The sequence below is a fragment of the Psychroserpens sp. SPM9 genome (assembly GCF_025153525.1).
Lineage (GTDB): Bacteria > Bacteroidota > Bacteroidia > Flavobacteriales > Flavobacteriaceae > Psychroserpens.
The window spans coordinates 225785-251563 of sequence record NZ_JANZNR010000007.1; the positions used below are offsets into that span (position 1 = coordinate 225785).

At 35.2% G+C, this 25779-nt stretch carries 28 protein-coding genes, 1 tRNA gene and 1 pseudogene; 11 read left to right on the forward strand and 19 right to left on the reverse strand.

All coding sequences use genetic code 11. The annotated features are described in order from the left end of the window. Window positions 1-67: 67 nt before the first annotated feature. The 5 genes from N4270_RS14780 to N4270_RS14800 form a co-directional block, all read right to left on the reverse strand. A complete protein-coding gene (locus tag N4270_RS14780) occupies window positions 68-2359 on the reverse strand; it encodes a M1 family metallopeptidase (protein WP_260098121.1) in 2292 nt (763 codons plus the stop codon). 20 nt (window positions 2360-2379) lie between these two features. After that, entirely contained in the window at window positions 2380-2880 is a 501-nt protein-coding gene (locus N4270_RS14785; protein WP_260098122.1) for a DUF6702 family protein, read from the reverse strand. A gap of 85 nt (window positions 2881-2965) precedes the next feature. Further along, on the reverse strand, window positions 2966-3766 hold the full coding sequence (locus N4270_RS14790) for a carboxypeptidase-like regulatory domain-containing protein (RefSeq protein ID WP_260098123.1): 801 nt from the start codon (window positions 3764-3766) through the stop codon (window positions 2966-2968). Next, window positions 3753-4484: a carboxypeptidase-like regulatory domain-containing protein gene (locus N4270_RS14795; RefSeq protein ID WP_260098124.1), complete on the reverse strand. Its 732-nt coding sequence runs from the start codon at window positions 4482-4484 to the stop codon at window positions 3753-3755. Before N4270_RS14795 ends, N4270_RS14790 begins: the two co-directional genes overlap by 14 nt. Before the next feature lie 22 nt (window positions 4485-4506). Next, window positions 4507-5322: a carboxypeptidase-like regulatory domain-containing protein gene (locus N4270_RS14800; protein ID WP_260098125.1), complete on the reverse strand. Its 816-nt coding sequence runs from the start codon at window positions 5320-5322 to the stop codon at window positions 4507-4509. A 112-nt stretch (window positions 5323-5434) separates the two neighbouring features. Between N4270_RS14800 and pepE the strand changes: the two genes are divergently transcribed. Beyond that, a complete protein-coding gene (gene pepE / locus N4270_RS14805) occupies window positions 5435-6142 on the forward strand; it encodes a dipeptidase PepE (RefSeq protein ID WP_260098126.1) in 708 nt (235 codons plus the stop codon). Between the two features lie 30 nt (window positions 6143-6172). Here pepE and N4270_RS14810 read toward each other — a convergent pair. After that, window positions 6173-6245 (reverse strand) — tRNA-Gly (locus tag N4270_RS14810). A 48-nt stretch (window positions 6246-6293) separates the two neighbouring features. Further along, complete coding sequence (locus N4270_RS14815; RefSeq protein ID WP_260098127.1) at window positions 6294-6719, reverse strand: GNAT family N-acetyltransferase; 426 nt, start codon at window positions 6717-6719, stop codon at window positions 6294-6296. Window positions 6720-6802: 83 nt separating this feature from the next. Between N4270_RS14815 and N4270_RS14820 the strand changes: the two genes are divergently transcribed. After that, window positions 6803-7540, forward strand: a complete 738-nt coding sequence (locus N4270_RS14820) for a M15 family metallopeptidase (protein ID WP_367399964.1) — start codon at window positions 6803-6805, stop codon at window positions 7538-7540. Between the two features lie 26 nt (window positions 7541-7566). Beyond that, complete coding sequence (locus N4270_RS14825) at window positions 7567-8337, forward strand: M48 family metalloprotease (protein WP_260098128.1); 771 nt, start codon at window positions 7567-7569, stop codon at window positions 8335-8337. 58 nt (window positions 8338-8395) lie between these two features. Here the strand turns inward: N4270_RS14825 and N4270_RS14830 are convergent, their stop codons facing one another. After that, window positions 8396-8779, reverse strand: a complete 384-nt coding sequence (locus N4270_RS14830) for an ankyrin repeat domain-containing protein (protein ID WP_260098129.1) — start codon at window positions 8777-8779, stop codon at window positions 8396-8398. 263 nt (window positions 8780-9042) lie between these two features. Here N4270_RS14830 and gpmI point away from each other — a divergent pair, with 263 nt between their 5' ends. Genes gpmI through N4270_RS14850 form a run of 4 tightly spaced genes read left to right on the forward strand, consistent with a single transcriptional unit; the run spans window position 9043 to window position 12606 of the window. After that, complete coding sequence (gene gpmI / locus N4270_RS14835; RefSeq protein ID WP_260098130.1) at window positions 9043-10560, forward strand: 2,3-bisphosphoglycerate-independent phosphoglycerate mutase; 1518 nt, start codon at window positions 9043-9045, stop codon at window positions 10558-10560. A gap of 46 nt (window positions 10561-10606) precedes the next feature. Continuing rightward, window positions 10607-11020, forward strand: a complete 414-nt coding sequence (locus N4270_RS14840) for a BT0820 family HAD-type phosphatase (RefSeq protein WP_260098131.1) — start codon at window positions 10607-10609, stop codon at window positions 11018-11020. Window position 11021: 1 nt separating this feature from the next. Beyond that, the gene (map, locus tag N4270_RS14845) at window positions 11022-11840 is read left to right on the forward strand and encodes a type I methionyl aminopeptidase (protein WP_260098132.1); all 819 of its coding nucleotides are present in this window, start codon (window positions 11022-11024) and stop codon (window positions 11838-11840) included. A 1-nt stretch (window position 11841) separates the two neighbouring features. Then, complete coding sequence (locus tag N4270_RS14850; protein ID WP_260098133.1) at window positions 11842-12606, forward strand: class I SAM-dependent methyltransferase; 765 nt, start codon at window positions 11842-11844, stop codon at window positions 12604-12606. A 3-nt stretch (window positions 12607-12609) separates the two neighbouring features. Here the strand turns inward: N4270_RS14850 and N4270_RS17205 are convergent. The 4 genes and pseudogenes from N4270_RS17205 to N4270_RS14865 form a co-directional block, all read right to left on the reverse strand. Next, window positions 12610-12807 (reverse strand): annotated as a pseudogene (locus tag N4270_RS17205) (T9SS type A sorting domain-containing protein); the annotation flags it as partial. 229 nt (window positions 12808-13036) lie between these two features. Next, the gene (locus tag N4270_RS14855; protein ID WP_260098134.1) at window positions 13037-14008 is read right to left on the reverse strand and encodes an FAD:protein FMN transferase; all 972 of its coding nucleotides are present in this window, start codon (window positions 14006-14008) and stop codon (window positions 13037-13039) included. Further along, the gene (locus N4270_RS14860) at window positions 14009-14386 is read right to left on the reverse strand and encodes a Na(+)-translocating NADH-quinone reductase subunit F (RefSeq protein WP_260098135.1); all 378 of its coding nucleotides are present in this window, start codon (window positions 14384-14386) and stop codon (window positions 14009-14011) included. Between the two features lie 20 nt (window positions 14387-14406). Continuing rightward, window positions 14407-15273 carry a DUF4846 domain-containing protein gene (locus N4270_RS14865; protein ID WP_260098136.1) on the reverse strand — a complete coding sequence of 289 codons (867 nt, stop codon included), beginning with the start codon at window positions 15271-15273 and terminating at the stop codon, window positions 14407-14409. 92 nt (window positions 15274-15365) lie between these two features. On the opposite strand from N4270_RS14865, the gene N4270_RS14870 reads away from it, so the two are divergent. The 3 genes from N4270_RS14870 (at window position 15366) to N4270_RS14880 (ending at window position 17417) form a co-directional block, all read left to right on the forward strand. Then, window positions 15366-16862 carry a M28 family peptidase gene (locus tag N4270_RS14870; RefSeq protein ID WP_260098137.1) on the forward strand — a complete coding sequence of 499 codons (1497 nt, stop codon included), beginning with the start codon at window positions 15366-15368 and terminating at the stop codon, window positions 16860-16862. Between the two features lie 81 nt (window positions 16863-16943). Further along, window positions 16944-17285, forward strand: coding sequence for a cupin domain-containing protein (locus tag N4270_RS14875; protein ID WP_260098138.1), 342 nt, complete (start codon window positions 16944-16946; stop codon window positions 17283-17285). Between the two features lie 3 nt (window positions 17286-17288). Next, a complete protein-coding gene (locus N4270_RS14880; protein WP_260098139.1) occupies window positions 17289-17417 on the forward strand; it encodes a hypothetical protein in 129 nt (42 codons plus the stop codon). Window positions 17418-17530: 113 nt separating this feature from the next. Here N4270_RS14880 and nqrF read toward each other — a convergent pair whose 3' ends face one another. The 6 genes from nqrF to N4270_RS14910 are packed head-to-tail and all read right to left on the reverse strand — an operon-like array spanning window position 17531 to window position 23589. Next, a complete protein-coding gene (nqrF, locus tag N4270_RS14885; RefSeq protein ID WP_260098140.1) occupies window positions 17531-18841 on the reverse strand; it encodes an NADH:ubiquinone reductase (Na(+)-transporting) subunit F in 1311 nt (436 codons plus the stop codon). 1 nt (window position 18842) lies between these two features. After that, entirely contained in the window at window positions 18843-19559 is a 717-nt protein-coding gene (nqrE, locus tag N4270_RS14890; protein WP_260098141.1) for an NADH:ubiquinone reductase (Na(+)-transporting) subunit E, read from the reverse strand. A gap of 5 nt (window positions 19560-19564) precedes the next feature. Beyond that, entirely contained in the window at window positions 19565-20209 is a 645-nt protein-coding gene (locus N4270_RS14895) for an NADH:ubiquinone reductase (Na(+)-transporting) subunit D (protein ID WP_260098142.1), read from the reverse strand. 1 nt (window position 20210) lies between these two features. Next, window positions 20211-21011, reverse strand: a complete 801-nt coding sequence (locus N4270_RS14900; RefSeq protein ID WP_260098143.1) for a Na(+)-translocating NADH-quinone reductase subunit C — start codon at window positions 21009-21011, stop codon at window positions 20211-20213. Window positions 21012-21013: 2 nt separating this feature from the next. Next, window positions 21014-22240, reverse strand: coding sequence for an NADH:ubiquinone reductase (Na(+)-transporting) subunit B (locus tag N4270_RS14905; RefSeq protein WP_260098144.1), 1227 nt, complete (start codon window positions 22238-22240; stop codon window positions 21014-21016). Then, window positions 22240-23589 carry a Na(+)-translocating NADH-quinone reductase subunit A gene (locus N4270_RS14910; RefSeq protein WP_260098145.1) on the reverse strand — a complete coding sequence of 450 codons (1350 nt, stop codon included), beginning with the start codon at window positions 23587-23589 and terminating at the stop codon, window positions 22240-22242. The genes N4270_RS14905 and N4270_RS14910 overlap by 1 nt, the downstream gene beginning before the upstream one ends. 392 nt (window positions 23590-23981) lie before the next feature. Between N4270_RS14910 and N4270_RS14915 the strand changes: the two genes are divergently transcribed. After that, window positions 23982-25235 (forward strand): type IX secretion system plug protein domain-containing protein, encoded by a 1254-nt coding sequence (locus N4270_RS14915; protein WP_260098146.1) that lies wholly within the window; start codon window positions 23982-23984, stop codon window positions 25233-25235. Here N4270_RS14915 and N4270_RS14920 read toward each other — a convergent pair. Continuing rightward, a complete protein-coding gene (locus N4270_RS14920; protein ID WP_260098147.1) occupies window positions 25232-25762 on the reverse strand; it encodes a cysteine dioxygenase family protein in 531 nt (176 codons plus the stop codon). The genes N4270_RS14915 and N4270_RS14920 overlap by 4 nt on opposite strands. Window positions 25763-25779 lie beyond the last annotated feature (17 nt).

A 25779-nucleotide genomic window follows, 5' to 3' on the forward strand; every position in this document is an offset into this window, starting at 1 on the left:
ATGAGGTATTATATACCAAAAAAGAGCTGATAAGACTATCAGCTCTTTTTTAATATTGAAACTAGGTTTAACCCTTTACTTTAGTCTTAAATTTATCAAATTCACTTTCTTCAACTTCTTTTGGCCAAGAATTATTTGACGTATCGATATCTGCCGTTTCCAATTTTGGATCTATAGTAATAGCTACAATTTCTTTTTCTGAAGCTACTGCTTTAGAGACCTCATTGTCATTAAATCTCCAAATTTGAGCAGGATAAGTTTCAGTTTTTGTTGTACCATCGGCATAGGTGAACTCAACAATTATTGGCATGACCAATCCGCCTGGCTTTTCAAAAGTGATGTTATAAAAGTATTTAGGCTGTTTGATGTTTTTACGTTCCTCTTCAGTAAAATTATCCATCATATACGCTTTTAAGGATGGCGAATTATCAGCCGATGTGCCTTGGCGTAATTTTTCATCAAACTCTTCGCTACCTTCTTCAACGAGGTAGACCCATTGTAGCTCTTCTAAATTCAAATTTCTGCTTTCAGCATAATTCTTCGCATATTGATTAGGCTCAGAAGACACATAGTATTTCTTAACATCCTTAAGACCAATATCTACCCAATCGGTTGTGTAAAACCATCCTCTCCAGTACCAATCCAAATCAAATGCAGAGGCATCTTCCATTGTACGGAAAAAATCTTCAGGTGTTGGATGCTTAAACATCCATCGGTTGGCGTATTCTTTAAATGCATAATCAAACAACTCACGTCCCATGACCGTTTCTCTCAAAATGTTTAATGCTGTTGCAGGTTTTCCGTAGGCATTATTTCCAAATTGGTAAGTATTGAGTCCTTTGGTCATAATAGGCGCAATGAAATCTTGATTTCCGCCCATGTATCTGGTAATATTTTTGGCTGGCCCGCGACGTGAAGGATACGATTCATCTCCAGGCGATAAAGCATCTGGATACCATTCTCCAAAATCCTGCTCTGCAACATATTGCATAAATGTATTTAATCCTTCATCCATCCACGTCCATTGACGCTCATCACTGTTTACAATCATCGGGAAAAAATTATGCCCAACCTCATGGATAATCACACTCATCATTCCGTATTTGGTACGATCATCATATTTTCCGTTTTCATCAGGACGACCATAATTCCAGCAAATCATAGGATATTCCATTCCTTGACGTCTTGCATGTACCGAAATTGCTTTATGATACGGATAATCAAAAGTCATTCTTGAGTACGATTTTAAGGTACTTGCCACAGCTTTTGTTGACCATTGTTCCCAGAGTGGATTTCCTTCTTTAGAATAAAGCGATACAGCCATCACATCTTTATCTCCAATCTTAACAGCCATCATATCCCATATGTATTTCCTTGAAGTTGCGAAACCAAAATCTCTAACATTTTCGGCATAGAGTTTCCAGGTATTCTTCTTATTAGAACGTCCTTTTTCCCGAGCTTCAGCTTCAGCTTGAGTAGCAATAATTACAGGTTCATCGTAAGATTTTTTAGCGCTTTCATAACGTTTCATCATTGTGCTTGAAAAAACGTCTTTGCGATTCATTAAACGGCCTGTACCATCTAATAAATGATCGGCAGGAACTGTAATATTCACTTCAAAGTTTCCGAAAGGCAATGCAAATTCATCACGTCCCCAAAACTGAGAATTTTGCCAACCTTCAACATCATTATAAACAGCCATTCTAGGATAGAACTGGGCAATCACATAATTTCTATTGCCATCGGGAAACAACTCATACCCCGAACGACCTCCATCGGTAACATGGTTGTTAATTTGATACCACCATTTAATTTTAAAAGAAAACTGATCTCCCGTTTTCATTGGCTTTGGTAACTCGACACGCATCATTGTTTGATTGATCATGTGTGGTAAAGCTTTACCATCTATACTTGTCACTTGTTCGATATTGAAACCACCATCAAAACGTTCAGAAAGATACGATGATGAAAATCGAGAAGCCGACATAGCTGGTGTGACACGACTCGAATTGATGTCTTTAGAAGGTGAGTCTTTTTGTCTCACATTTTGATCCAGCTGAACCCACAAATAACTCAATTCATCTGGCGAATTATTGGTATAAGTAATTGTTTCATTACCACTTAATACAGCCGTTTCATCATTAATTTCGATATCCATTTTATAATCGGCTTGTTGCTGATAATAGGCTGGACCTGGGGCACCAGAACCGGTTCGAAACATATTAGGTGTTGCAAATTCGTCATAGAGTTGTTTGAACTTATTCTGATTGGTATGCCCAGACTTACGCTCTTGCTCTTGCGCCACGACATTTAACGAGATAAATGCTATAGACAGACAAAGGTATTTTAGTAGCTTCATAATGCTTATTAGAGGTTGATTTATTTAAAGTTTAAGTATTGATTTCTATCGTCTTTTGTAAATATCAAATTATTTACTTTAGAATTTATTTTGGTTTTGACCACATTTTTCTGTTTCGGAAATTTATCAAAAAGCACAGTATTACTAATCTCAATGGTCGCTATCTTATCAATATTTTCTATTTCAAGATAACAGACTACAATATCATTATCGTATTCTTTTCCAATGAAATTAAATGTCACATTTTTGGTATTAACTTTTATATCAATTTTTTGAGACAAATACGTTTTAAGGTAATCGTCGACCATAGGTTTTTCATCTATGGTTGTCATTTTTATGGTTTTATCGTAACGTTCTTGTAGCGTAAGTTCTAAATCGGCAATATCTATTCTGGTAATAATTTGAATCGCTTTTTTATCTTTTACATAGCTTAATTGTGTGACACTCACATAGTATTTATGAGCCGAAGTCATAAAAAGAGGAAAAATAACGGCTATTAAAGTGACTTTTAAAAAGTTCATAACAATCTATAATTCGTAAAAATAGCCATTTTATGAATTATATTTTACTTAAAATATGTTAATAAATGGAACCTTCAATTAGGTTTTAGTTTTTTGAAATCTCATCGGTTTCGTTAAAGAGGTATAACTTCTGAAGTAAAAACTCATACATTTTAAAACTATTATAATCTTTGCAAAGTTTTGCGAAGTTTGGATCTTCGGAAACATAGTAGAAAAAATCGGTCTTTAAATGAGCTTCAATCTCATAATCTGAAAACAGCATTTCAGAAAATTCTGATGCCGTTTTGTTAATGCAATTTTCTTGTTCTTCCAGCCTTACAGCTTGCTTCAACTTCTTGGTGCGTCCTGAAATTTTATTTAATATTTTATGAATATTAATACCTACATACAATGGCGCTATCACTATAGATTTACCAGCATCGGCTTCATACAGTTTACGTTCTTTCTGAGTTTTTGGTTTGCCTGTGTAGCCAGGAATCCCAACATCATAAAAATTAATATCGCGTTTGGCGTCACTGTTTTCAATATCGCTCATTAAATCACCCGTTAACACTTTGCCAACAACCACCTCATCCAATTCGTTAACCCGATCTGTAAGTGTTATGGCTATAAATTTTAGTTCCATATTTGCCTTTGAAACAACTATGGTTTGAGGCGTATACTGAATACTGGAAATTAAAATAGTATCGTTTACTTTTGCCGGAAGCTCAAACTTGCCTTCATCATTAGTAACCGTGAATTTTTGGGCTGAAATATTGAGTACATGAATACTACCTAAGTCTGAACTCGCTGTAATTTTCCCTTTTAAATCAATCGTCTGCGCTGTACTAACAAAACAGCAAACGAGCGTTAATAATAGGCATGATATGTGATTAATTGTCTTCAACTTGTAATTTAAACGCTTTGAGTTTTGCTTTTAAAAACTCCAACATCTCGTATTCATTTTTAGATTTACTCAAAGGCAAAAAGGCTTCATCATAGGACATGAAATAAAAAAACTCCTGCTGCTTGGCAATACTTAAGGTATCATTTTCAAAAAGATATTTAGAATATTTAGCCATTGCTTCATCTGTTGCGAGATTTAATTCATCGCGTTTCACTTGTTCCTTCAAGCGTTTTGTTCGACCCGTAATCCAGTTAATCAAAGGATTTAAAGGCACTAAACCTCCACCACTATTGGCTTCATATACACGTCTTTCACTTAAAGTCATTCGTCGTCCGGTGTAACCAGGAATACCAACATCATAAAAATTAATATCGCGTTTGGCGTCACTATTTTCAATATCGGATGTTAAATCTCCGGTCAATATCTTACCAACAATCACCTGATCTAGAACATTAATTTTATCCTCAAGATTGACGGTGACCTGCTTAGATTGCATGATGATATCAGAAATCACAAATTCTTTAGGTTCGTATTGAATTCCTGAAACCATAATTGTATCATATTGCTTTGCTGGAATTACAAACTCGCCGTCATCATTGGTAATGGTAAATTTACTGGCAGATTTATTAATGATATGAATACCTACCAAATCGCCTTTAGCTTCAATTTTACCTTTAATATCTTGAGTTTGCGCGAATCCTTCCGAAGAAAAAATCACAACTAAAAAAAATAATAGTTGCTTAATCCTTACCACTATCAGCGTTTAAAAATTCTTGACTTTTTTTATACAGTACTTCTAAAAACTCAAGTTCATTTCCATAGTTAAGCATGCTCACATCAAAATCTTTATCTGCTTGCACATAAAGGATAAATTCTTCAACACGATGCTCAGGAATCTTAAAATTATCAATGATAAATTCTGAACCAAAATAATATTTAACCGAATCTACTGGAACCTCAGGAATTCCCGCTGCTTTTTTATCTTTCACCTTACTTCTAAATAAAGGAAGCAGCAATTGGTCTACAACATTTACAATATTTAAACCATTAACCATAGTTTGGGATTGCGAATGCATGGTTTCATTAATGGCTTTAGAACGGTTATCATCTGGAAACTCATATTCGTCACTTTTTTTTATTCCGAAATAAATCGCATCCAATTTGGGATTGAATGTTTTTACCGAGTTAATATCTGTTTTTAACTCGCCTGAAAGTCCTTTCGTTAAGACCAGTATTTCGTCAAGTTTATTGATTTCTTCAATCAAAAACACACGCATGCGTTTGGAAGCCATAATAGCTTCGCTCACTTGTAAATCAAAATTTTGATATTTTAAAGCTCTAAATTCAATAAAATCGTTTAGCGCTACAGCAATAGAAAACTCACCATTTTCGTTAGTAATAACTCCTTTATTAGAAGAGGTATTAAAGACAGTGATGCCTTCAACATCATCACCTTCAACAATAATTTTACCGTCAACTTTGATACGTTTAATCTCTTGTGATGTGACCAACAAAGAAGAAAATGCTATAAAACATAAGAGTAGTCGTTTTTTCATAGTTGCTATTTGTTTAGTAAAGAAATGATTTGAAACCTTAAATTATTAATAAAGCCTATCTAAACTTTTGTTAAATTATACTTATACCTAAATTTACAACAAATTACGACCAATGAAAAAAATTATTATAGCAAGTACATCAACTATTCATGGAGGCGAACCTTTAGATTATTTGTTAGACGAATTACAAGTGTTTTTTAGTGATACTTCGGAAATTTTATTCATTCCTTATGCAAGACCTAGCGGAATTACTCACGACGATTACACTTCTAAAGTGCGTAAAGCCTTTGAAAAAATCAATAAAACCGTCATTGGTATTCATGAATTTGAAAATCCTAAAGATGCTTTAAAACAAGCAAAAGGTATTTTTACTGGTGGTGGAAACACCTTTGTTTTAGTTAATCAATTGTATAAAAATGACCTTATAGATACTATAAAATCTGTAGTAAAAAACGGAACTCCGTACCTCGGCACCAGTGCGGGAAGTAATATTTGCGGACTCACCATAAACACGACCAATGATATGCCTATTGTGTATCCGCCAAGCTTTAAAACTTTTGGTTTTGTACCCTTTAATATCAATCCGCATTATCTCGATCCAGACCCAACAAGTAAACATATGGGAGAAACCAGAGAGACGAGAATTAAAGAGTTTCATCAATTCAACACCCAACCTGTTGTTGGTATTCGTGAAGGAAGCTGGTTAGAAGTAAATGGCGATTCTATTATTTTGAAAGGAACTCATGATGCACGCATTTTTGAATATAATCAACCACCATACGAGGTCAATACGGAAACAGATTTAAGTGACTTAAAATAAAAAAAACCTCATTAATAATGAAGCTTCTTGAGCGAGAGACCGGGTTCGAACCGGCGACATTCAGCTTGGAAGGCTGACGCTCTACCAACTGAGCTACTCTCGCATTCTGGCCGCAAATATACTATTTATTCGCAGGTTTAAAAACGCAAACCTATAACTTTTTCAAAAAATGATAGCCTAATATTTCAAAGCCTTCATTGTAGTAAAATTTGTGCGATGGGTAGTTTTGTACATAAGTATTTAATTCGGCCGTACGACAGCCTTTTTGTTTAACGTAATCATAAATCCAGCTTAAAAATTGTGTGCCTAAACCCTTATTACGATATGCTTCTTCAATAAACACATGATCAATTTCTACGGTTTTACCTGCATAATGCCGTGTACAAAACCACAACCCAGTAACACCAATTAAGGTGTCATCGTCATAAATCACAGCACACTCGTAATTTTGTGTAACCATTTCGGCAAAACGCGCTTTTAATATCGCGTCAGAAAATTTATGTTCTGTTAACTTTTGCACTAATGGAATAATCGCATTAATCTTTGAAGGCGCTATAATTTGAAACTGAAATGACATAACTCAAAATTTTAAAGTGAAGATAATTATTTTGGTTAAGTTTGAGAAGTTAAAGTTGGCATGTATAATGCGTTAATTAATCTATGATGAACAGACGCCTTTTTTTAAAATCTACTTCGCTTTTGAGTTTCGGACTTGCAGTTATTCCTGAACTCACCATTCAAGATTTATCACCTAAACTATCTTACGAGGAACTCATCGGGAAAGGGACACCTAAGTTGTTTGGTCATGGTTACAAACTACGAGAAGAAGCCAACGATGCTTTTATAAAATTATCTGCCGAAGCCTTGAAAAGTGACATTCGCATACAAGTCGTGTCTAGTTATAGAAGCTTTGAACATCAAAAAAAGATTTGGGAACGCAAGTACAAGCAAAACATTAATAAAGGTTTGAGTCCAAAAGAAAGCATTAAAAAAATTATAGAATACTCAACTATTCCAGGGACATCTCGACATCATTGGGCAACAGATATAGATCTTATTGATGCCAATGTAAAACAGCCGCGCCATGTTTTAAATCCAACTCATTTTGAAGGCGACGGTTGTTTTTCAAAATTTAAATCGTGGATGAATGAGCACGCCAACGCCTTTGGATTTTATCTTGTTTATACTGATAAAAAAGACCGAAAAGGCTTTAAATATGAACCTTGGCATTATAGCTATAAACCGCTTTCAAAGCAGTATATAAAGGATTGCCAAAAACTAGATTTAAGTACAATCTTTAAATCGGAAAGCCTCATCGGGTGCGAGCATTTTTCTGAAGAATTCATCAGCAACTACCTGAATGAAAATATTTTAGATATAAATCCAGAACTTTTGTAAATTTATAACTACTAATAACGAATAACATGAGAGGAAGAAATTTAAAAATAAGATTGCTAATAGGCGTCGCTATTGCACTCTTTTTTGTGGTCAAACGTTGTAGCCAGCGTGAAGAAAACCCTTATACAGGTCGTATGCAAACCATTTCGATGACGCCTGATAAAGAGATCCAAATTGGCTTGGCAAGTGCACCTCAAATGGCACAGCAACATGGCGGATTGCATCCCAACAACCAATACCAAGCTATGGTGGATAATGTAGGCAATAAATTAGTCAACAACAGTATTGCAAGAGAAACACCTTATAAATATGAATTTCATTTACTAGCCGATCCCAATACTATTAATGCTTTTGCGTTACCTGGCGGACAAATTTTTATCACCTATGCATTGTTTTCTAAATTGAAAAACGAAGATCAGCTTGCTGGTGTTTTAGGCCATGAAATTGGTCATGTATTAGGGCGTCATAGTGCCGAGCGTATTGCCGAAAGTGAATATTGGCAAGGCCTTGCTACAGCGGGATCTGTTGGAGGAGACGTTGGAGGTTTAGTTAGTGGCATTGGACAACAAACCTTATTAACTAATGGTAGAGATGATGAATTAGAAAGTGACGATTTAGGTGTTCGCTTTATGATAAGAGCAGGTTATGATCCTGAAGAAATGATTGGTGTGATGGAAATTTTAAAAGCTGCTGCTGGACCAAACCGTGTTCCTGAACGTATGAGTACACATCCAGATCCTGATAATAGAAAAGAAAAAATTAGAGAATCTATTGAAAAATACAAAAACGCGTCATAATAGACGCGTTTTCTAACTAACTAACTCAAATAATTGTCTTCTCCAAGACATGAATTTCTTAAGAATCTAGCCCTTTAATATAGGCTAAAGCATCTTTAGCATTAGACATTTCTGCATACTTTTGTGCTGTTAATCCTTTAGTAGACTTTAAATCTAATTTGGCTCCTTTTTCTACTAGAAGCTTTAAAATATCAAGCCTATTATACTTTGCTGCATACATTGCAGGTGTTAAACCGTTTGACTTTTTGTTAACGTCACGACCTAAGTCTATTAATTTCTTAACAGTTTCAATATCTCCTTTAACTATAGAGATACAAAATGGGTCTACCAATTTCTTGGTTACGGTCTCATAATTTGATGGTGTTACAACGTCGTTTGTAGCATTTAAGGATGTAAAAGAAAATCCTAATGCGATTGCGATAATTACTGCTGTTTTTTTCATGATGAATGATTTTTAAATTGATTATTGATTTTTTGATTATAATAAAGAGACGATATATTTTTTAAAGTGTTACATAAAAAAATGCTTAATAACATTTATTTAACTGTTTGTAAACAAATCTGTTAATAGTATCCTAAATAATAAAAAACTGTTAACGCTCTATAAAACTTATTATAATTAGTCCTTAATTATCAATATTTTGCAAACTCATTTATCTATATACAGTATTAAACTTTTATCTTTGATGATCTAACATAGAACCTATGAACAAAAAAGTAATTCTAATGATTCTAGATGGTTGGGGTATGTCTCCAGACCCGAAAGTTTCAGCCATTGATCATGCCAAAACTCCATTTATTGATTCCCTATATCACAATTATTCAAATGCTACACTAAGAACCGATGGTTTACATGTTGGTTTGCCTGAAGGCCAAATGGGCAATAGTGAAGTTGGCCATATGAATTTAGGTGCTGGTCGAATTGTATACCAAGATTTGGTAAAAATAAACTTAGCCGTAAAACATAATACATTAAAAGACGAGCCCGTACTCATTGATGCATTTAATTATGCTAAAACACATAATAAACCGGTTCACTTTTTAGGTTTAGTAAGTGATGGCGGCGTACATTCACATATCAATCATCTTTTTGGTTTAATTGATTTTGCTAATGACTTCGGAGTGCAAAACTCATTTGTTCATGCTTTTACTGACGGAAGAGATGTAGACCCAAAATCAGGATTTGGTTTTATAACGTCGTTAGAAACACATATTAAAAACACTGCAACAAAATTAGCAACTATAACGGGTCGTTATTATGCTATGGATAGAGACAAACGCTGGGAACGTATCAAATTAGCATATGATGCTATGGTAAATGGTATGGGTGAACAGTCGCAATCTGCAACCGAATCTATCGAAAACAATTATCACAATTCTATTACTGATGAATTTATCAAACCCATTATTATGGTTGATAAAAACGAGCAACCTGTTGCCAAAATAAAAGATGGAGATGTGGTTGTCTTTTTTAATTTTAGAACCGATCGTGGTCGCGAATTAACTGAAGCCCTCTCTCAAAATGATTTCCACGAACAAAACATGCATAAGCTCGATTTACATTATGTGACACTCACCAATTATGACGATTCGTATACAGGCATCAATGTAGTTTTTAATAAAGATAATCTTAGCGAAACTTTAGGTGAAGTGTTAGCCAAACATAACAAAACACAAATTAGAATTGCCGAAACTGAAAAGTATCCACATGTTACGTTTTTCTTTTCTGGCGGACAAGAAGAACCGTTTAAAGGGGAACGTCGCCTGCTTAGAAACTCACCAAAAGTGGCTACTTACGATTTGAAACCAGAAATGAGTGCTTACGAATTAACAGACGCCTTGGTTCCTGAGTTACAAAAAGGCGACGTTGACTTTGTTTGTTTGAATTTTGCCAATGGCGATATGGTTGGCCACACTGGTGTGATGGAAGCTGCTATAAAAGCATGCGAAGCGGTTGATTCATGTGCTAAAAAGGTAATCGAAACAGCATTAGACCATGGCTATACAACGATTCTTATTGCAGATCATGGCAACTGTGAAACTATGATTAACCCAGACGGCTCGCCAAACACAGCTCATACAACCAACCCTGTTCCTGTGATATTGATTGATAATGAAAAGCTTGTGATTAAAGATGGTATTTTAGGCGATATTGCGCCAACAATACTCAAGCTTATGGGAATTAGTCAACCTGAAGCTATGACACAAAAGTCACTCGTTTAATTAAGTATTAAAAATTGTACTTTTGCAACATTACAAAAATTAGAAGATGAATTTTCAAGACAAACTAGTCATAGCCATAGATTTTGACGGCACTATCGTTGAGGATGCTTACCCTAAAGTTGGTAAAGCTCGTATTTTTGCATTCGAAACAATGAAACGGCTACAACAAGATGGCCATCGTCTAATTCTTTGGACCTATAGAAGTGGTGAAAAATTAGCGGAAGCTGTTGCCTTTTGTCAGGATAATGGCATTACATTTTATGCTGTTAATCAAAGTTTTCCTGAGGAAAAATATGACAATTCTGTAAGTAGAAAAATTTATGCAGATATCTATATAGATGATAGAAATATTGGAGGTGTACTAGGTTGGGGTGAAGTTTATCAAATGATTACTAATGAAGAGCCCAATATTAAAACTGCCTCACGAAAAAAAGGATTCTTTTCATTTTTAAAAAAATAATATGATCATAGTTAAAACAAGAGAAGAGATAGAACTTATGCGTCAAAGTGCATTGGTGGTTTCTAAAACTTTAGGTATGCTTGCCAAAGAAGTTAAAGAAGGCGTTACTACCATGCAATTAGATAAATTAGCAGAAGACTTTATAAGAGCTCAAGGCGCGATCCCTGGCTTTTTAGGACTATATGATTGTCCGTCAACATTGTTATGCAGTGTTAACGAAGCAGTAGTTCATGGCCTTCCAACAGACAGACCTCTTGAAAATGGCGATATTGTCTCAATAGATTGTGGCGCCTTAATGAATGGTTTTTATGGTGATCATGCTTATACTTTTGAAATTGGTGATGTCGCTCCAGAAACAAAAAAACTCATTCAAGTTACAAAAGAATCGCTCTATGTTGGTATTAAAGAGTTAAGAGTTGGCAATAGAGTTGGCGATGTTGGTTATGCAATTCAGCAGCATTGTGAAGCGCATGGCTATGGCGTGGTTAGAGAATTAGTTGGTCATGGTTTGGGTCGTAAAATGCATGAAGATCCTGAAATGCCAAATTACGGTCGTAGAGGTCGAGGGAAAAAGTTTATTGAAGGGATGGTCGTTGCTATAGAACCTATGATAAATGGTGGAACCCATCGTGTAAAACAACTTAAAGATGGCTGGACTATTGTCACACAAGATGGAAAACCAAGCGTTCATTTTGAACATGATATCGCTATTGTTGATGGTAAACCTGAAATTTTATCAACCTTTGCCTATGTTCATGAAGCTTTAGGAATTACCGCTACAGAAGAAAATGAGTTTCGTAAAGAAGCCTTAGTGCTCTAAAATGAAAAAACTTTTCAAAATAATTCTTAATACGATTCCAAGACCTATATTGATTAGGTTAAGTTATATCGCTCGTCCCCTTCTGGCATTTTATTTAAAAGGTAACACTTACACCGATCCTATAGACGGAAAAAGCTTTAAATCATTTTTACCCTACGGTTATGGCAATCAGCGTAACAACGTCTTATCACCTTCTACATTAAGTTTAGAACGTCACAGATTATTATGGCTGTATCTTAAAAATAATACTGATTTTTTTTCTGCGGAAAAGAAAGTGCTTCATTTTGCTCCGGAACAATGTTTTATAAAACGCTTTAAAGATTTAAATAACTTAGACTATACCACTACAGATTTAGTATCACCTATAGCTGATGTTAAAGCCGATATTTGCAACCTTCCTTTTGAGGACAACAGCTATGATGTGATTTTATGCAATCATGTTTTAGAACATATACCAGATGACACTAAAGCGATGCAAGAATTATATCGAGTGATGACACCTGGAGGGTATGGTGTGTTTCAAATTCCGCAAGATCTATCAAGAGCAGAAACTTTTGAAGACAATTCTATAACAGACCGGAAAGAACGTGCTAAAATATTCGGTCAGTACGACCATGTTCGTGTGTATGGGCGTGATTATTTTGATAAGCTACGTTCTATAGGTTTTAAAGTTGAGGAAGTTGATTATACAACTCAGCTTTCCGAAGAAGACATTAAAAAATACTGCTTAGCCAAAGGCGAAATTATTCCGGTGGTTTACAAATAACACCTATTGCTTTAGCACTTTATGAATTAGTGTGCTACCATTAATTTTAACTTTAACAAAATACATCCCTTCTTGCAACTGAGACATATCAATAGTGGACATGTTTGATTTTAGAGATCTTATATTTTGACCTAAAACATTATATATAGTCACCGCATCAATTGGTAAATTCGATTCAAGATTTAACAGATCATTGGTTGGATTAGGAAATAATTAATTTCTTCTAAAAACTGAAAATAACACATTAAATAAAATAGTATCATATACGACACTAGTGTTTAGAAAGGATTTTTCTGAAACAAACTATCAAACATGATGTTAACCTTGCACTTTAAAACAAAAAAAGCTGAACTAAATATATTTAGAACAACCTTTTTAAAATTGATTAATAGCATTTATAAGACCCTTACAGTTTTAAAAAGTCACAAAATTATTCAGGGAAATCATTTAAATTCAAAGTTTCTAATTCTTGTGTATTGTTCTCAAAAATCATAAACACTTTCAATTCGGGATGCGATTTTAAAAATTGAGTCACCTTTTCAATTCCCATGGCTTGAAAAGCCGTAGCATAGGCATCGGCCGTCATACAGTCTTTTGCTATTACAGACACACTTAGGATATTTGTTTTACTCGGATAACCGGTTTTGGCATCAATAATATGCGCATACCGGTTTCCCTTATCATCGGTTTTAAATTTGCGGTAGGTCCCAGAAGTTGCCATGGCTTCATCATGTAAACTTATTGCCTTATATACCGATTGCTCTCCATCAAATCGCGGTTCGTCTAAACCAACGCGCCATGAATTATCTTTCTCAATATTGATGCCTCTAGCTCTAATTTCACCACCAATTTCTACGAGATAATTAGTTACATTTTTACTTTCCAGAAATTCACCAATCACATCAACACCATAGCCTTTAGCAATAGCGTTAAAATCTAAAAATGCACCTTGCATCTTCAAAACTTTTTGACCTACACGATTGACTTTATCCATACCTACATATTGCATAACACTATCAATTTTAAGACTATCCAATTCTGAAATTCGTCCTTTTGGTCCAAAATCCCAGGCATTTACGGCAATCCCGATAGTAGGATCAAAAACGCCATTTGTCTCTTTATAAATATGTTTTGAAGCGTCTAAAACGGTTTGAAAATGATGATCGATTTGAACGGGTTCATTTCTGTTAATTTTAGAAATATCTGAGTCTGGTAAATAGGTAGATAGTGCTTGATTAACAGCTAAAAACAAACTATCTATTTGCTGCGTATAATCGATTTCGGCATCATAAATGACAGCATAAGTGGTTCCAAAAACTGGCCCTGAAAGTTTCGTGTTTTCGATGCCTTTGCTACATGAACTAAATACAAAGACGAGCAGGATAACAAATAGGTGTTTCATTTAATTAAGATGCGTTTCTATAACTTGAATACCGTTGTATTCAATAAGGTAAGATTCGTTTAAATACACCGGCAAATCCTCTCCATTAGGATTTCCCAAACCAACACCTGCATATAAAACCTTAGCGTCCTTTTCGGAAGCGTGTTTCTTGAAGGTTTCCATCCATACAACATCATAATTATTCGGATTTTCAGGTAAAAGGACTGCTCTTACAACCACAAAAAAATACTGACTGTTTTTATCAATACAAACAAATTGCGGATGGCGTTTCAGCTTGCTATTGATGGCTACAAATTCAAATCCGCGTTGCTCTAAATCCTTACCAACGTGATTCATGGCAAGGTTATGCAGTTCTTGTTTGGTTAACGGTTTACTCATAATACAAAGATACGAACTTGCTATTTAAATCGCACAAACTTAGCACTTGCAAATGTGTAGTTAGACACAGGAATAGTCGCATCCTTTTTTAAGTCGTACCAAGGCGAAATATCTGAATCTTCAAGATTCTTAACCAAATGTACACTTTGTGCAGGCGTATTGCCTTGAAACAACAGAAATAACTTATCTCCATTGTCATTAATAACCTCATCACAGATCATTACAATATGACCAGGAGAACCGCCTTTGATGAGCATATCTCCAATGTGTAAATTGGTATCATCAATAGATTCTAGTTCGTTGTAAAGAGACAAAGTCCCCGAATACATATAGATTAAATTAAGATACTTGTAAAAATTCGCTTTAGAGTGATTGGCACTTGCGGTTTTATTGAAGGTCACTTTGTTTCCGTTAATTTTTGGTCGATAGCCTTCAGCATAAGCAATCCATGAGCAGTAATGACCAGATGTAAAATTGAAGCCAATTTCATTTTTTCTATTATTATCCCAAAGGTATTCACTACGGATTCTGATAAGCGCATCGGCACACTGCTGCAAGCCGTTTTTAGGTACAGGGATTTCTAATATTCCTATATGACCGCCTTGCCAAAAATATTCGGAATCATCATAATTGATAATCTTACTTCCGAAGGGTTTCAGTTTATAATTCCGAAGGTACTCAGCAAAACTACCACTTTTATAAGCCACACGTTTATATCCTATTGGTGTATTAACTCTAGATGTAATTGTCAAACTATCGCTGTTGACTAAACTAGGGGTTTCGTTACTTGCCACAACAGTATGTACCGCTTTTTTTACGGGTTTAAGCTGAACTGCCAAAACCACAAGTGATGTTAAAATCAAGATGATAAGTAATACTTTTTTCATATGTATTTGAACGTTCTAAAGTAGGTATTTGTTATGTAAACAACGAAATAAAGCGTAAATTTAGACATTAGCCAACCCATAAATGTAACGCAATGAAATTTTTGAAGCCAACCTTATTATTATTTGTATTTGTATTAACCTGCTCTGCGTATGCGCAAACAGACAAAGAAAAAGTGATTGAAACGATACATGAGAAAACTATTGAAGGCCACATCTATTTTTTAGCCGATGATTTGCTAAAAGGAAGAGAAACGGGAACACCAGAAAACAAGATAGCGGCTTCCTATTTAGCAAATACATTACGCAGTTATGGCGTTAAACCAAATCCGCAAACAGGCACCTACTATCAGGAAGTGCCATTGAAACGTGTGTCACCGCCTTCTGAAGTTACTCTAGAAATCAACGGTCAAAAAATTAAGGATTATGCTTTTATTTTTCCATCACCAGTTAACACAAACAGTGATGCCGTGTTTTTAAACTATGGTCTTGAAGACGATTACAAAGGAAAAAACTTAAAAGGTAAAGTCATTATCGTAAAAGCAGGAAGCCCAGAAACATATGATTCAAGAGCCGCGTTTAGATTGAGAAGTAAAAAGCAAGACTTAGCGCAATCTAATGGTGTTACAGCTATTATTGAACTTTTAAATGCCGACCAAAACATGTGGGGATTTATAGATCATAATTTTAATTCTTCAAAACTGATGCTTGCTAAAAACGAGCAAGGCGAAGACGATAAAAGTTATGATAACCAAACAGCTCATATTTGGGTTTTAGACACCAACCATGATATGGCCACTAAACTTAGTTCTTCTAAGACCATCACTTCTAAAATTGCGATTAATGAAAAGAAAGAGGAAATGGTCATATCACAAAATGTAATTGGAATCGTGGAAGGCTCAGACCCAAAACTTAAAGATGAATTTATTATTTATTCAGCACATTACGACCATGTAGGCGTGGGCACTCCAGACGAAACAGGAGACACTATCTATAATGGCGCAAGAGATAATGCAGTTGGAACAACTACAGTCTTGAGTATGGCTGAAAATTTAGCCAAGTATCCAACGAAGCGCTCGGCATTATTTATTCTATTTACAGGCGAAGAAAAAGGCCTCTTGGGCAGTAAATTTTATGTTGAAAATCCTGTGCTTCCATTACAGCAAATGGTTTACTGTTTTAATAGTGATAATGGTGGTTATAACGATACTTCTTTAGCGACAATTATCGGATTACCAAGAACAACAGCCGCAGAAAACATTAAAAATGCGGCAACAACTTTTGGATTAACAGCCATTGATGATCCAGCACCAGAACAAGGGTTATTTGACCGAAGTGATAATGTTCATTTTGCCAGAAAAGGGATTCCTGCTCCCACATTTTCGTTAGGATTTACAGCTTTTAACGGTGATGTTACAAAGTACTATCACAGGCCTGGAGATGAAGCTCACAATTTAGATTTTGATTATTTGCTGAAGTTTTTTAGAGCTTATGTGATGTCTGGACGTCTCATTGGAAATGATCCAAAAACACCGGTTTGGACTTCAGGCGATAAGTATGAAGCAGCAGGAAAAGCACTTTACGGAAATTAAATTAAAGTGATAAGATTGTCAATGATTAAATACGTTCAGAATAAAACGTTAAAACGGCCTCAAATTGTAACGTATAGCCTCATGCTATTACTAATAGTTAGTTGTAATACTCAAAGTACGCTACCAGACCCTTTGGAAGCGGGTTGGAATAATAAAGCTGTTTGCGAAGTTATAGAAGACACTAAAAACCTGAGAGTATTGAAATGTACATTTGCCCCAGGTGTTGGTCATGAAAAACATTATCATAAGCCGCATTTTGGCTATACCCTTGCAGGAAGTCGGTTTCGAATTAAGGACACTTCGGGAACCAGAGACGTCAATGTGCCAACAGGTTATAGTTTTAGCAAGGAAGAGATTTCAACACATGAAGTCCTTAATATCGGTGATAGTACAGCTGTATTTTTAATTATAGAATATAAATAATACATGAACGGATTTGATATAGTAATGATTATAGCCATCATACTCTTTGCAAGACTTGGAGTACGTTTAGTAACGGGTTATATCAAAATGAAAAAAGATAGTAAAAAAGAGGATTCTGAAAAAAATACTTAAAAAATTATTATATGAATTTAACATATAAAAAAACCAACTCAAATGAGTTGGTTTATTGTTTTGGATGCGATTCTGAAACAAGTTCAGAATGACATTATATAGAATTTTGAATATTATCCTCCGAAATCATCGAATCTAATGTGTTCATCTGGAATACCAAAATCTTCACCCATTTTCTGAACAGCCTGGTTCATTAATGGAGGTCCACAGAAATATAATTCAATATCTTCAGGAGCTTCATGATGATTTAAGTAGTTATCAATTACACAATTGTGAATAAATCCTACAAATCCGTCTCCTGCTTCATCGTTAATATCTTTTTTCACTTTCCAGTTATCTTCTTCCATAGGCTCTGATAAGGCCATATAGAATTTAAAGTTAGGAAAGTCTTTTTCTAATTTTCTGAAGTGTTCAATATAGAATAACTCGCGTTTTGAACGTCCGCCATACCAATACGTTACTTTACGACCTGTTTTAATGGTTCTAAATAACTGGTATAAGTGTGAACGCATTGGTGCCATACCTGCACCACCACCAACATATAGCATTTCGCTATCAGACTCGTTGATAAAGAATTCACCATAAGGTCCAGAAATTGTGACTTTATCACCAGGCTTTTGAGCAAAAATATAAGACGATGCAACCCCAGGATTCACATCCATCCATCCGTTTTTAGCACGATCCCAAGGCGGCGTTGCGATACGTACGTTTAACATGATTTCACGACCTTCGGCTGGGTAAGAAGCCATCGAGTAGGCTCTTTCAACCAATTCGGTGTTTTTCATCACCAATGGCCAAAGTCCGAATTTATCCCATTCAGCTTGAAACTTATCTGGCGTTTCGTGTTCTTCTGGGTGAGCCGTGATATCAATATCTGAATATTTGATTTCACATTCTGGAATTTCAATTTGAATATATCCACCAGCTTTATATCCCATATCTTCAGGAATTTCAACAACGAATTCCTTAATAAATGAGGCTACGTTATAATTTCTTACAACAGTAGCTTCCCATTTTTTAATTCCGAAGACTTCTTCAGGAATAGTAATTTCCATATCCTGCTTCACTTTTACCTGACATGATAAACGTGCACCATGTTGCAATTCTTTTCTACTGAAGTGAGGTGTTTCGGTAGGTAATGCTTCACCACCTCCTGAAAGAACGTGACATTCACATTGAATACAAGTTCCACCACCACCACAAGCAGATGGTAAGAATATTTTCTCGCCACCTAAGGTAGACAGTAAAGTTCCACCAGAAGCGACTTGAATTTCCTTTTCACCATTAATTTTAATTGTTACTGGGCCAGATGGTGATAATTTTTGTTTAACAAACAATAGTAAGCTTACGAGTATTAATGTTACCAATAAAAACGCTGCTACGGTTGCTATAACTGTCCCTAATGTTCCTGCTGCTAAAATCATACTACTCTTCTATTTTAGTGTTGTTAGCTAAATCTGTATTATCATCAGTTGGTGTGACTTGCACTTCAACTGTAGTCTCTTCTTTTGTCTCTTCGTCACCACCAGTTAACATACCACCAAAGCTCATAAACCCAATGGCCATTAAACCAGTAATAATAAATGTAATTCCTAGGCCTCTTAAAGCAGGTGGTACATTAGAATATCTGATTTTTTCACGAATAGCAGCAATAGCCAAAATCGCTAAAAACCATCCAATTCCTGAACCGACACCATAGGTTGTTGCTAAGCCTAAAGTTGCTATTTCACGAGATTGCATAAATAATGAACCTCCTAAAATAGCACAGTTTACAGCAATAAGCGGTAAGAAAATACCAAGTGAGTTATATAATGACGGAGAGAATTTCTCAACGACAATTTCTACCAACTGTACCATGGTTGCAATGGTTGCAATAAACATGATAAATGATAAGAAACTTAAATCATAATCGGCATATTCTGGCCCCATCCATGACAGTGCTCCAGGTTGTAAAATATATTGATCTAACAACCAGTTTAAAGGTACTGTAATAGCAAGTACGAAAATTACAGCGGCTCCTAGTCCTACAGCTGTAGATACTTTTTTAGATACGGCAAGGTACGAACACATTCCAAGGAACGTGGCAAATACCATGTTATCTATAAATATTGATTTGAAAAATAATTCTAAGTGCTCTAACATATCTTTTAATCTTCGATTAATGTTTTATTTCTTGTGCGTTGTACCCAGATAATGATTCCTACGACAATTAATGCCATTGGTGACAATAACATAAATCCGTTGTTTTCATAACCTAAGGCATATAGCCCTGTTTTTTCGATAGGATCTCCAAGTACTGAGATTCCTAGTAAGGTTCCAGAACCTAAAAGTTCTCTAAAGAATCCTACTATAATTAAAATTACAGCATATCCTAAAGCGTTACCTATACCATCTAAGAAAGATCTCCAAGGACCATTTCCTAGAGCGAAGGCTTCAAAACGTCCCATAATGATACAGTTGGTAATAATTAATCCAACAAAAACAGATAGGGTTTTACTCAACTCGTAAGCAAATGCTTTGAGAACCAAATCCACAATAATTACAAGCGTTGCAACGACAATAAGTTGTACGATAATTCTAATTTTTGAAGGAATGATATTTCGCATTAGAGAAATAACAACGTTACCAACACCTAATACAAACAATACAGATATTGACATTACTATGGAGGCTTCTAATTCTGCAGTAATCGCTAAAGCCGAACAAATACCAAGTACCTGAATGGTAATTGGATTATTATCTGCTAATGGATCTTTTATTAAAGCTGCATCTTTTTTTGAAAATAGTCCCATATTAGTTAGCTTGTTTTTTTAAATTATCAAAATAAGGCTTGTATAGTTTTAGGTCACTTTTAATCATGGCTGTAACACCATCACCCGTAATCGTAGCACCTGCAATCGCATCTACTTCATTATCGGTCTTATCTTCGTTTTTAGGATCGGCATTACCTTTAGCAACAGTGATACCTTTAAAAGCGCCATTGGACGTTAATAAATGTTCTCCGTAGAAATCATCCATGAAATAACGCTGTTTGATATTCGCACCAAGACCTGGTGTTTCTCCTTTATGATCAAAATAAGCACCTTGAACGACCATGTTTTCATCTACAGCAACATAACCCCAAATGGCATCCCAAAGGCCTTTTCCATAAATTGGAGCCACATAAACTAATTTTCCTTCTTTATTGTTTCCAACAAATAATGGTAGTTTTCTAACCCCTCCATTTTTAGCATTAGATTTTTGCTTTTTTATGTCAATTAAATAAGGCTCCTGACCATTATTAGCATCCATATACTCTTGTCTTGTCATTTGGCTAATGAGTTTACCATCTTGAACTTCGAGTACAATTTGTTCGCTTACATTATCTGAAAATAATTGTGGTGCCTCTGCTGTTGAAACAAAAACTGCACTGCCCTCTTCATTATTATTAATCCCCATAGCATAGAGAATATTTTGTTGTTTCTCTAAACGTTGATTCTCACTAATTGTAGGCTTTAATGACGACGCTAAATACGCCAACAATGCGCCAACAACCAATACCATTGCTATGGCAAAAATTATGGTATACGAATTTTTATCTGTTCTCTTTTCCATCGTTAAGCAGTTTTAACTTTTAGACGTTTCATTCTTTTCTTTACATTACCTTGAACCACATAGTGATCAATTGTTGGTGCAAATACATTCATTAATAGAATCGCTAACATCACACCTTCTGGATAAGCCGGGTTGAAGACACGAATCATAATCGATATAAAACCTACTAAGAATCCATAAATCCATTTACCTTTGTTGGTTTGTGAGGCCGTTACAGGATCGGTTGCCATAAAGACAGTACCAAAGGCAAATCCACCAATTAACAGGTGATGCCAAAATGGTGTATTCATCAATCCGTAGAATTTACTACTTTCAGTAATCCATTCAGAGCTTACAGCAAAATTGAAAATTAATCCCATCGCCAAAGCACCTAATACTGAGGACAACATAATTCTCCAGCTTCCTATTTTTGTAAAGATTAAAATCCCAGCACCAATTAAAATGATTAAGGTTGATGTTTCTCCAACTGAACCAGGAATTAATCCGTAGAACATATCCATCACATCATAACCAACCGCCTTATTTTGAGCAAGACTTCCTAAAATCGTTTCTCCAGAAATAGCATCTAGATTTTCACCAGCAGCAATTGCTTTATCTCTAGCAACAGCACCTTGAACCCATACTTTATCTCCCGACATCCATGTTGGATAAGCGAAGAATAAAAAGGCTCTAATGGTTAAAGCAGGGTTTAAGATATTCATTCCTGTACCACCAAAGACTTCTTTACCAATTACAACTCCGAAAGCTACAGCTACTGCAAGCATCCATAATGGCGTATCAATTGGTACAATTAAAGGCACTAACATTCCAGTTACTAAATACCCTTCTTCTACTTCGTGGCTATTTTTGATGGCGAATAAAATTTCAATCGCCAAACCAACGCCGTAAGATACAATGACTAAAGGCAGTACTTTCCAGAAGCCAACCATAAAGTTATCCATGGTCCAGAATTCTGAACTAAAAAACCCTCCAGTAGCTTGTTGAATATCTCCAAAGGCAACATGGTGTTGGTATCCAGCGTTAAACATTCCGAAGATTAAACATGGTACCATTGCCATAATCACAATGTTCATGGTACGCTTTAAATCGTCGGCTGCTTTAATGTGTGTCCCATTATGAGTGGTCTCATTAGGCAAGAATAAAAAGGTATGTATCGCCGAAAATGCAGGCAACCATTTTTTGTCTTTATTCTTTTCTCTAAAATTATGTAAACTGTTTTTTAAACCCATTATCCTATCTCTTTAAGCATTAAGTCTAAACCTTTTCTAATAATATCTTGATGCGGTTGTTTAGACACACATATAAATTCTGTTAATGCGAAATCTTCGGGAGCAACTTCGTACATTCCTAAAGCTTCCATTTCATCTAAATCCTCATATTTACACGCTTTTAAGATTTGTAACGGATAAATATCTAAAGGAAACACCTCTTCATAGGAACCCGTAACCACAAAAGCACGATGTTCACCATTGGTATTGGTATTTAAACTGTATTTTTTCTTAGGTGTTAACCAAGAAAATGTTAACGCTCTAGACGTTGAAATTTTATTGAAAACGGGTTTATTCCAACCGAAAAACTCATAATCATCACCTTCAGGAATGACAGTAATTAAGTTATCGTAATAGCCTAAACTCCCGTCTGGTTTTACTTGTTTTCCAGACAATACATTTCCGGAGATAATACGATCATTACCGTCTTTTTCGACGCCATTATCGTAGACCATAGTGGCTACTTCGCTTCCTATTTTGGTTTTAAAATATCTAGGTTTTTTTACTGAAGAACCTGCTAAAGCAATGACGCGTTCGGCATTGAATTTACCTGTAAGTAATAATTCACCAATAATCACTAAATCCTGCGCATTGACTGTCCAAACCGTTTCTCCTTTATTAACAGGATCGATTTTATTGATATGCGTACCAACATTACCTGCTGGATGCGGACCAGACACTTTGTGAATTACAGCGTCGTTCATAGTTGCTAATGGCGAATTGTTAGAACCAACTCCAATATGCACTTGCCCTTCGGTTAATTTTGCTAATGCAGAAACAGCAGCTTGTAATTCGGCTTCTTTACCTGCAAGTACAAAATCTAAATCTGCAGCTAAAGGCGCTGTTGCATGTCCAGAGATAAAAATCGACTTAGGCGATTTTTCCGGATTAGCAATCACATCATAAGGTCTTTGCTTGATAAAAGGCCAACATCCAGAAGCTAATAAATGTGCTTTGGTAGCAGCTGCATCAGCATTTATGTTAAACTTTCCAAAATCTTTGTAAGATTGCTCTTTATCTGCTTGAATCTTAACGGCATCAATACGTCGTTTAGGACCTCTTAATACCTCTACCACAGTTCCAGAAACTGGTGAAACGAACTTTACGTCTTCATTTGACTTATCATAAAAGATAACATCTCCTGTTTGTAAAGTAGTTCCTTCTTTGGCTACGAGTTTTGGAATAACGCTGTGAAAATCTTCAGGTCTGATAGTGCAGAAATTACTTATAATGGCTTGTTCAACTGTTTTATCAGCTTCGCCTACAAGTTTTATATCCAGACCTTTTTTAATCTTAATGTCTTTTGACATACGCTTTATATTGAAATTAGTTGTCTAAAAATCGGTGCAAATTTACGAATTTACCACGTAATAAAATAGCCTGTCTTTCTAAGTTTGTTATTTTTAATAATTCTAAATAACTTAGTTATACGAATTAAATATATGTGGCTGTTATTTATATTCTTATCAGACTTTAAAACACTCATTTTAAAAAAGCTACTTCTACAGAACATCTTCACAATACAAAGCGAGTTTAGTTGTTAGTAATTTAAGCCATAGCAACAAAAAACTATAGCATGATAATGGCTTCAAAAATATTTGAACATGCAATAATCTACTGAAGTCTTCAGTTACCGGAATTAGGAATTTAGGTTTTAAGGCACAGATTTTGTTTATCTTTGAATACACACAAACTATTATTAATGATTAAGACATTTTATTTTTTCCTGCTCGCCATCCTTATCACAGCTCAAGGGTTTAGCCAAACTGAAGAAGTTAATCCACCAGATTATATAAAAACCATCACCTTTAGAAGTCGCACCTCTTCTCAAGGCCAATTACCTATTATACGTTTAGGAGAGGCCTTTCATTTAGAATTTGACGCTCTTACCACTGATGAGCCTGATTTTTATTATACCATCGAACATTACAACTACGACTGGACCAAATCCAATCTTGCTAAAATGGAGTATTTACGCGGATTTGATAATTACCGAATTGTAAACTACCGTAATTCTTTTAACGCGTACCAGTTATACTCGCATTATGATTTAGAAATTCCGAATGAGCAAACCCGTGGTTTATTAAAGTCTGGAAATTATATAATTACTATCTATAATGAAGATCAAGAAGTTGTATTTACCAGGAAATTTATGATTTACAAAGAGCAAGTTGGTGTAGGCGTGGCTATAAAAAGATCCCGTGATGTATCTTATATTGAAAGTAAACAAAGTGTTGATATTGTTATTAATTCTGGCGCCTTGATTTTAAACAATCCGAAACAAACGGTCAAGACGTTGATAATTCAAAACAATAATTTAAAAACAGCAATTACAGGCATCAAACCTCAATATACTATTGGCAAGGAACTCATTTACAGATACACCAAAGAAACAGCATTTTGGGGCAGTAATGAATTTAGATTTTTTGAAACCAAAGATGTAAGAGGTGCCAATGTTGGTGTGCAATTTATAGATTTGAAAAACATTTACCACAGTTATTTATTTGCTGATGGCCCTAGAGCTAATCAGCCTTACACCTACAATCCTGATATTAATGGTAATTTTCAAATAACAGCAATTGATACTGATGATATCGATATTGAAGCCGATTATACGAACGTGCATTTCAAATTGCGTCACCCAAAACTTGCTGCTGGCAGTGAAGTGTATGTCTATGGAAATTTCAATAACTATTCTTTAGAACCTCAAAACAGATTGACTTACAATAGTGAAGGCGGTCAATACGAAGGCATTATTAAACTAAAACAAGGATTTTACAACTACAAATATGTTGTGGTTGACGCCAAAGGCAAACTTGACCAAGGTCAGATAAGTGGTAATTACTGGCAAACTGAAAACAATTATAAAGTATTGGTCTACTACAGGGATTTAGGCGCACGATTTGATGAACTCATTGGTTTTGGAGAGGCAACATCTGTAGATATTTCAAATTAGTCGTTTAGAGCCAGCTGCTTAAACGTATCAAAACTCAGTTTTTTCTCAACAAATTGTTGTGATGTTTCATCAAAAGACACACAACGCTCTATAGGCTTTGCATATACATGCAGGCTAATCGATGTTCCCTGATGACTATTTCTTAATTTATGAAAACCCAAGCGATCATTCATAAATGTTAGCTGCTCTGGCAAAATCTTATGAGCACCTACTTCTAATAAATTATGGTCGTTATCTATGGCATAAAAGACTTCTTCCATTTCACCTTCTACCAAATATACCCAACAATCTTCACCATCATGACCATGAATAGTTGTTTCTTGATTGGAGTTCCAACATAGCAAAATGAGCTCAAAATGCGCATCTTTATAAATACAATTTCGAGTGTAATGTTGTGATGACCAACTTTCGTAAGACTTAAAATCGACAGTACCAAAATCAAAGTTTTTGAGTATTGAATTGTAATTTTCAATAGAAGATGTCGACAGAAGCGCTATTAATTGTTGAATGTATTCTGGGGATTTCAAGAGGAAGAACCGATATT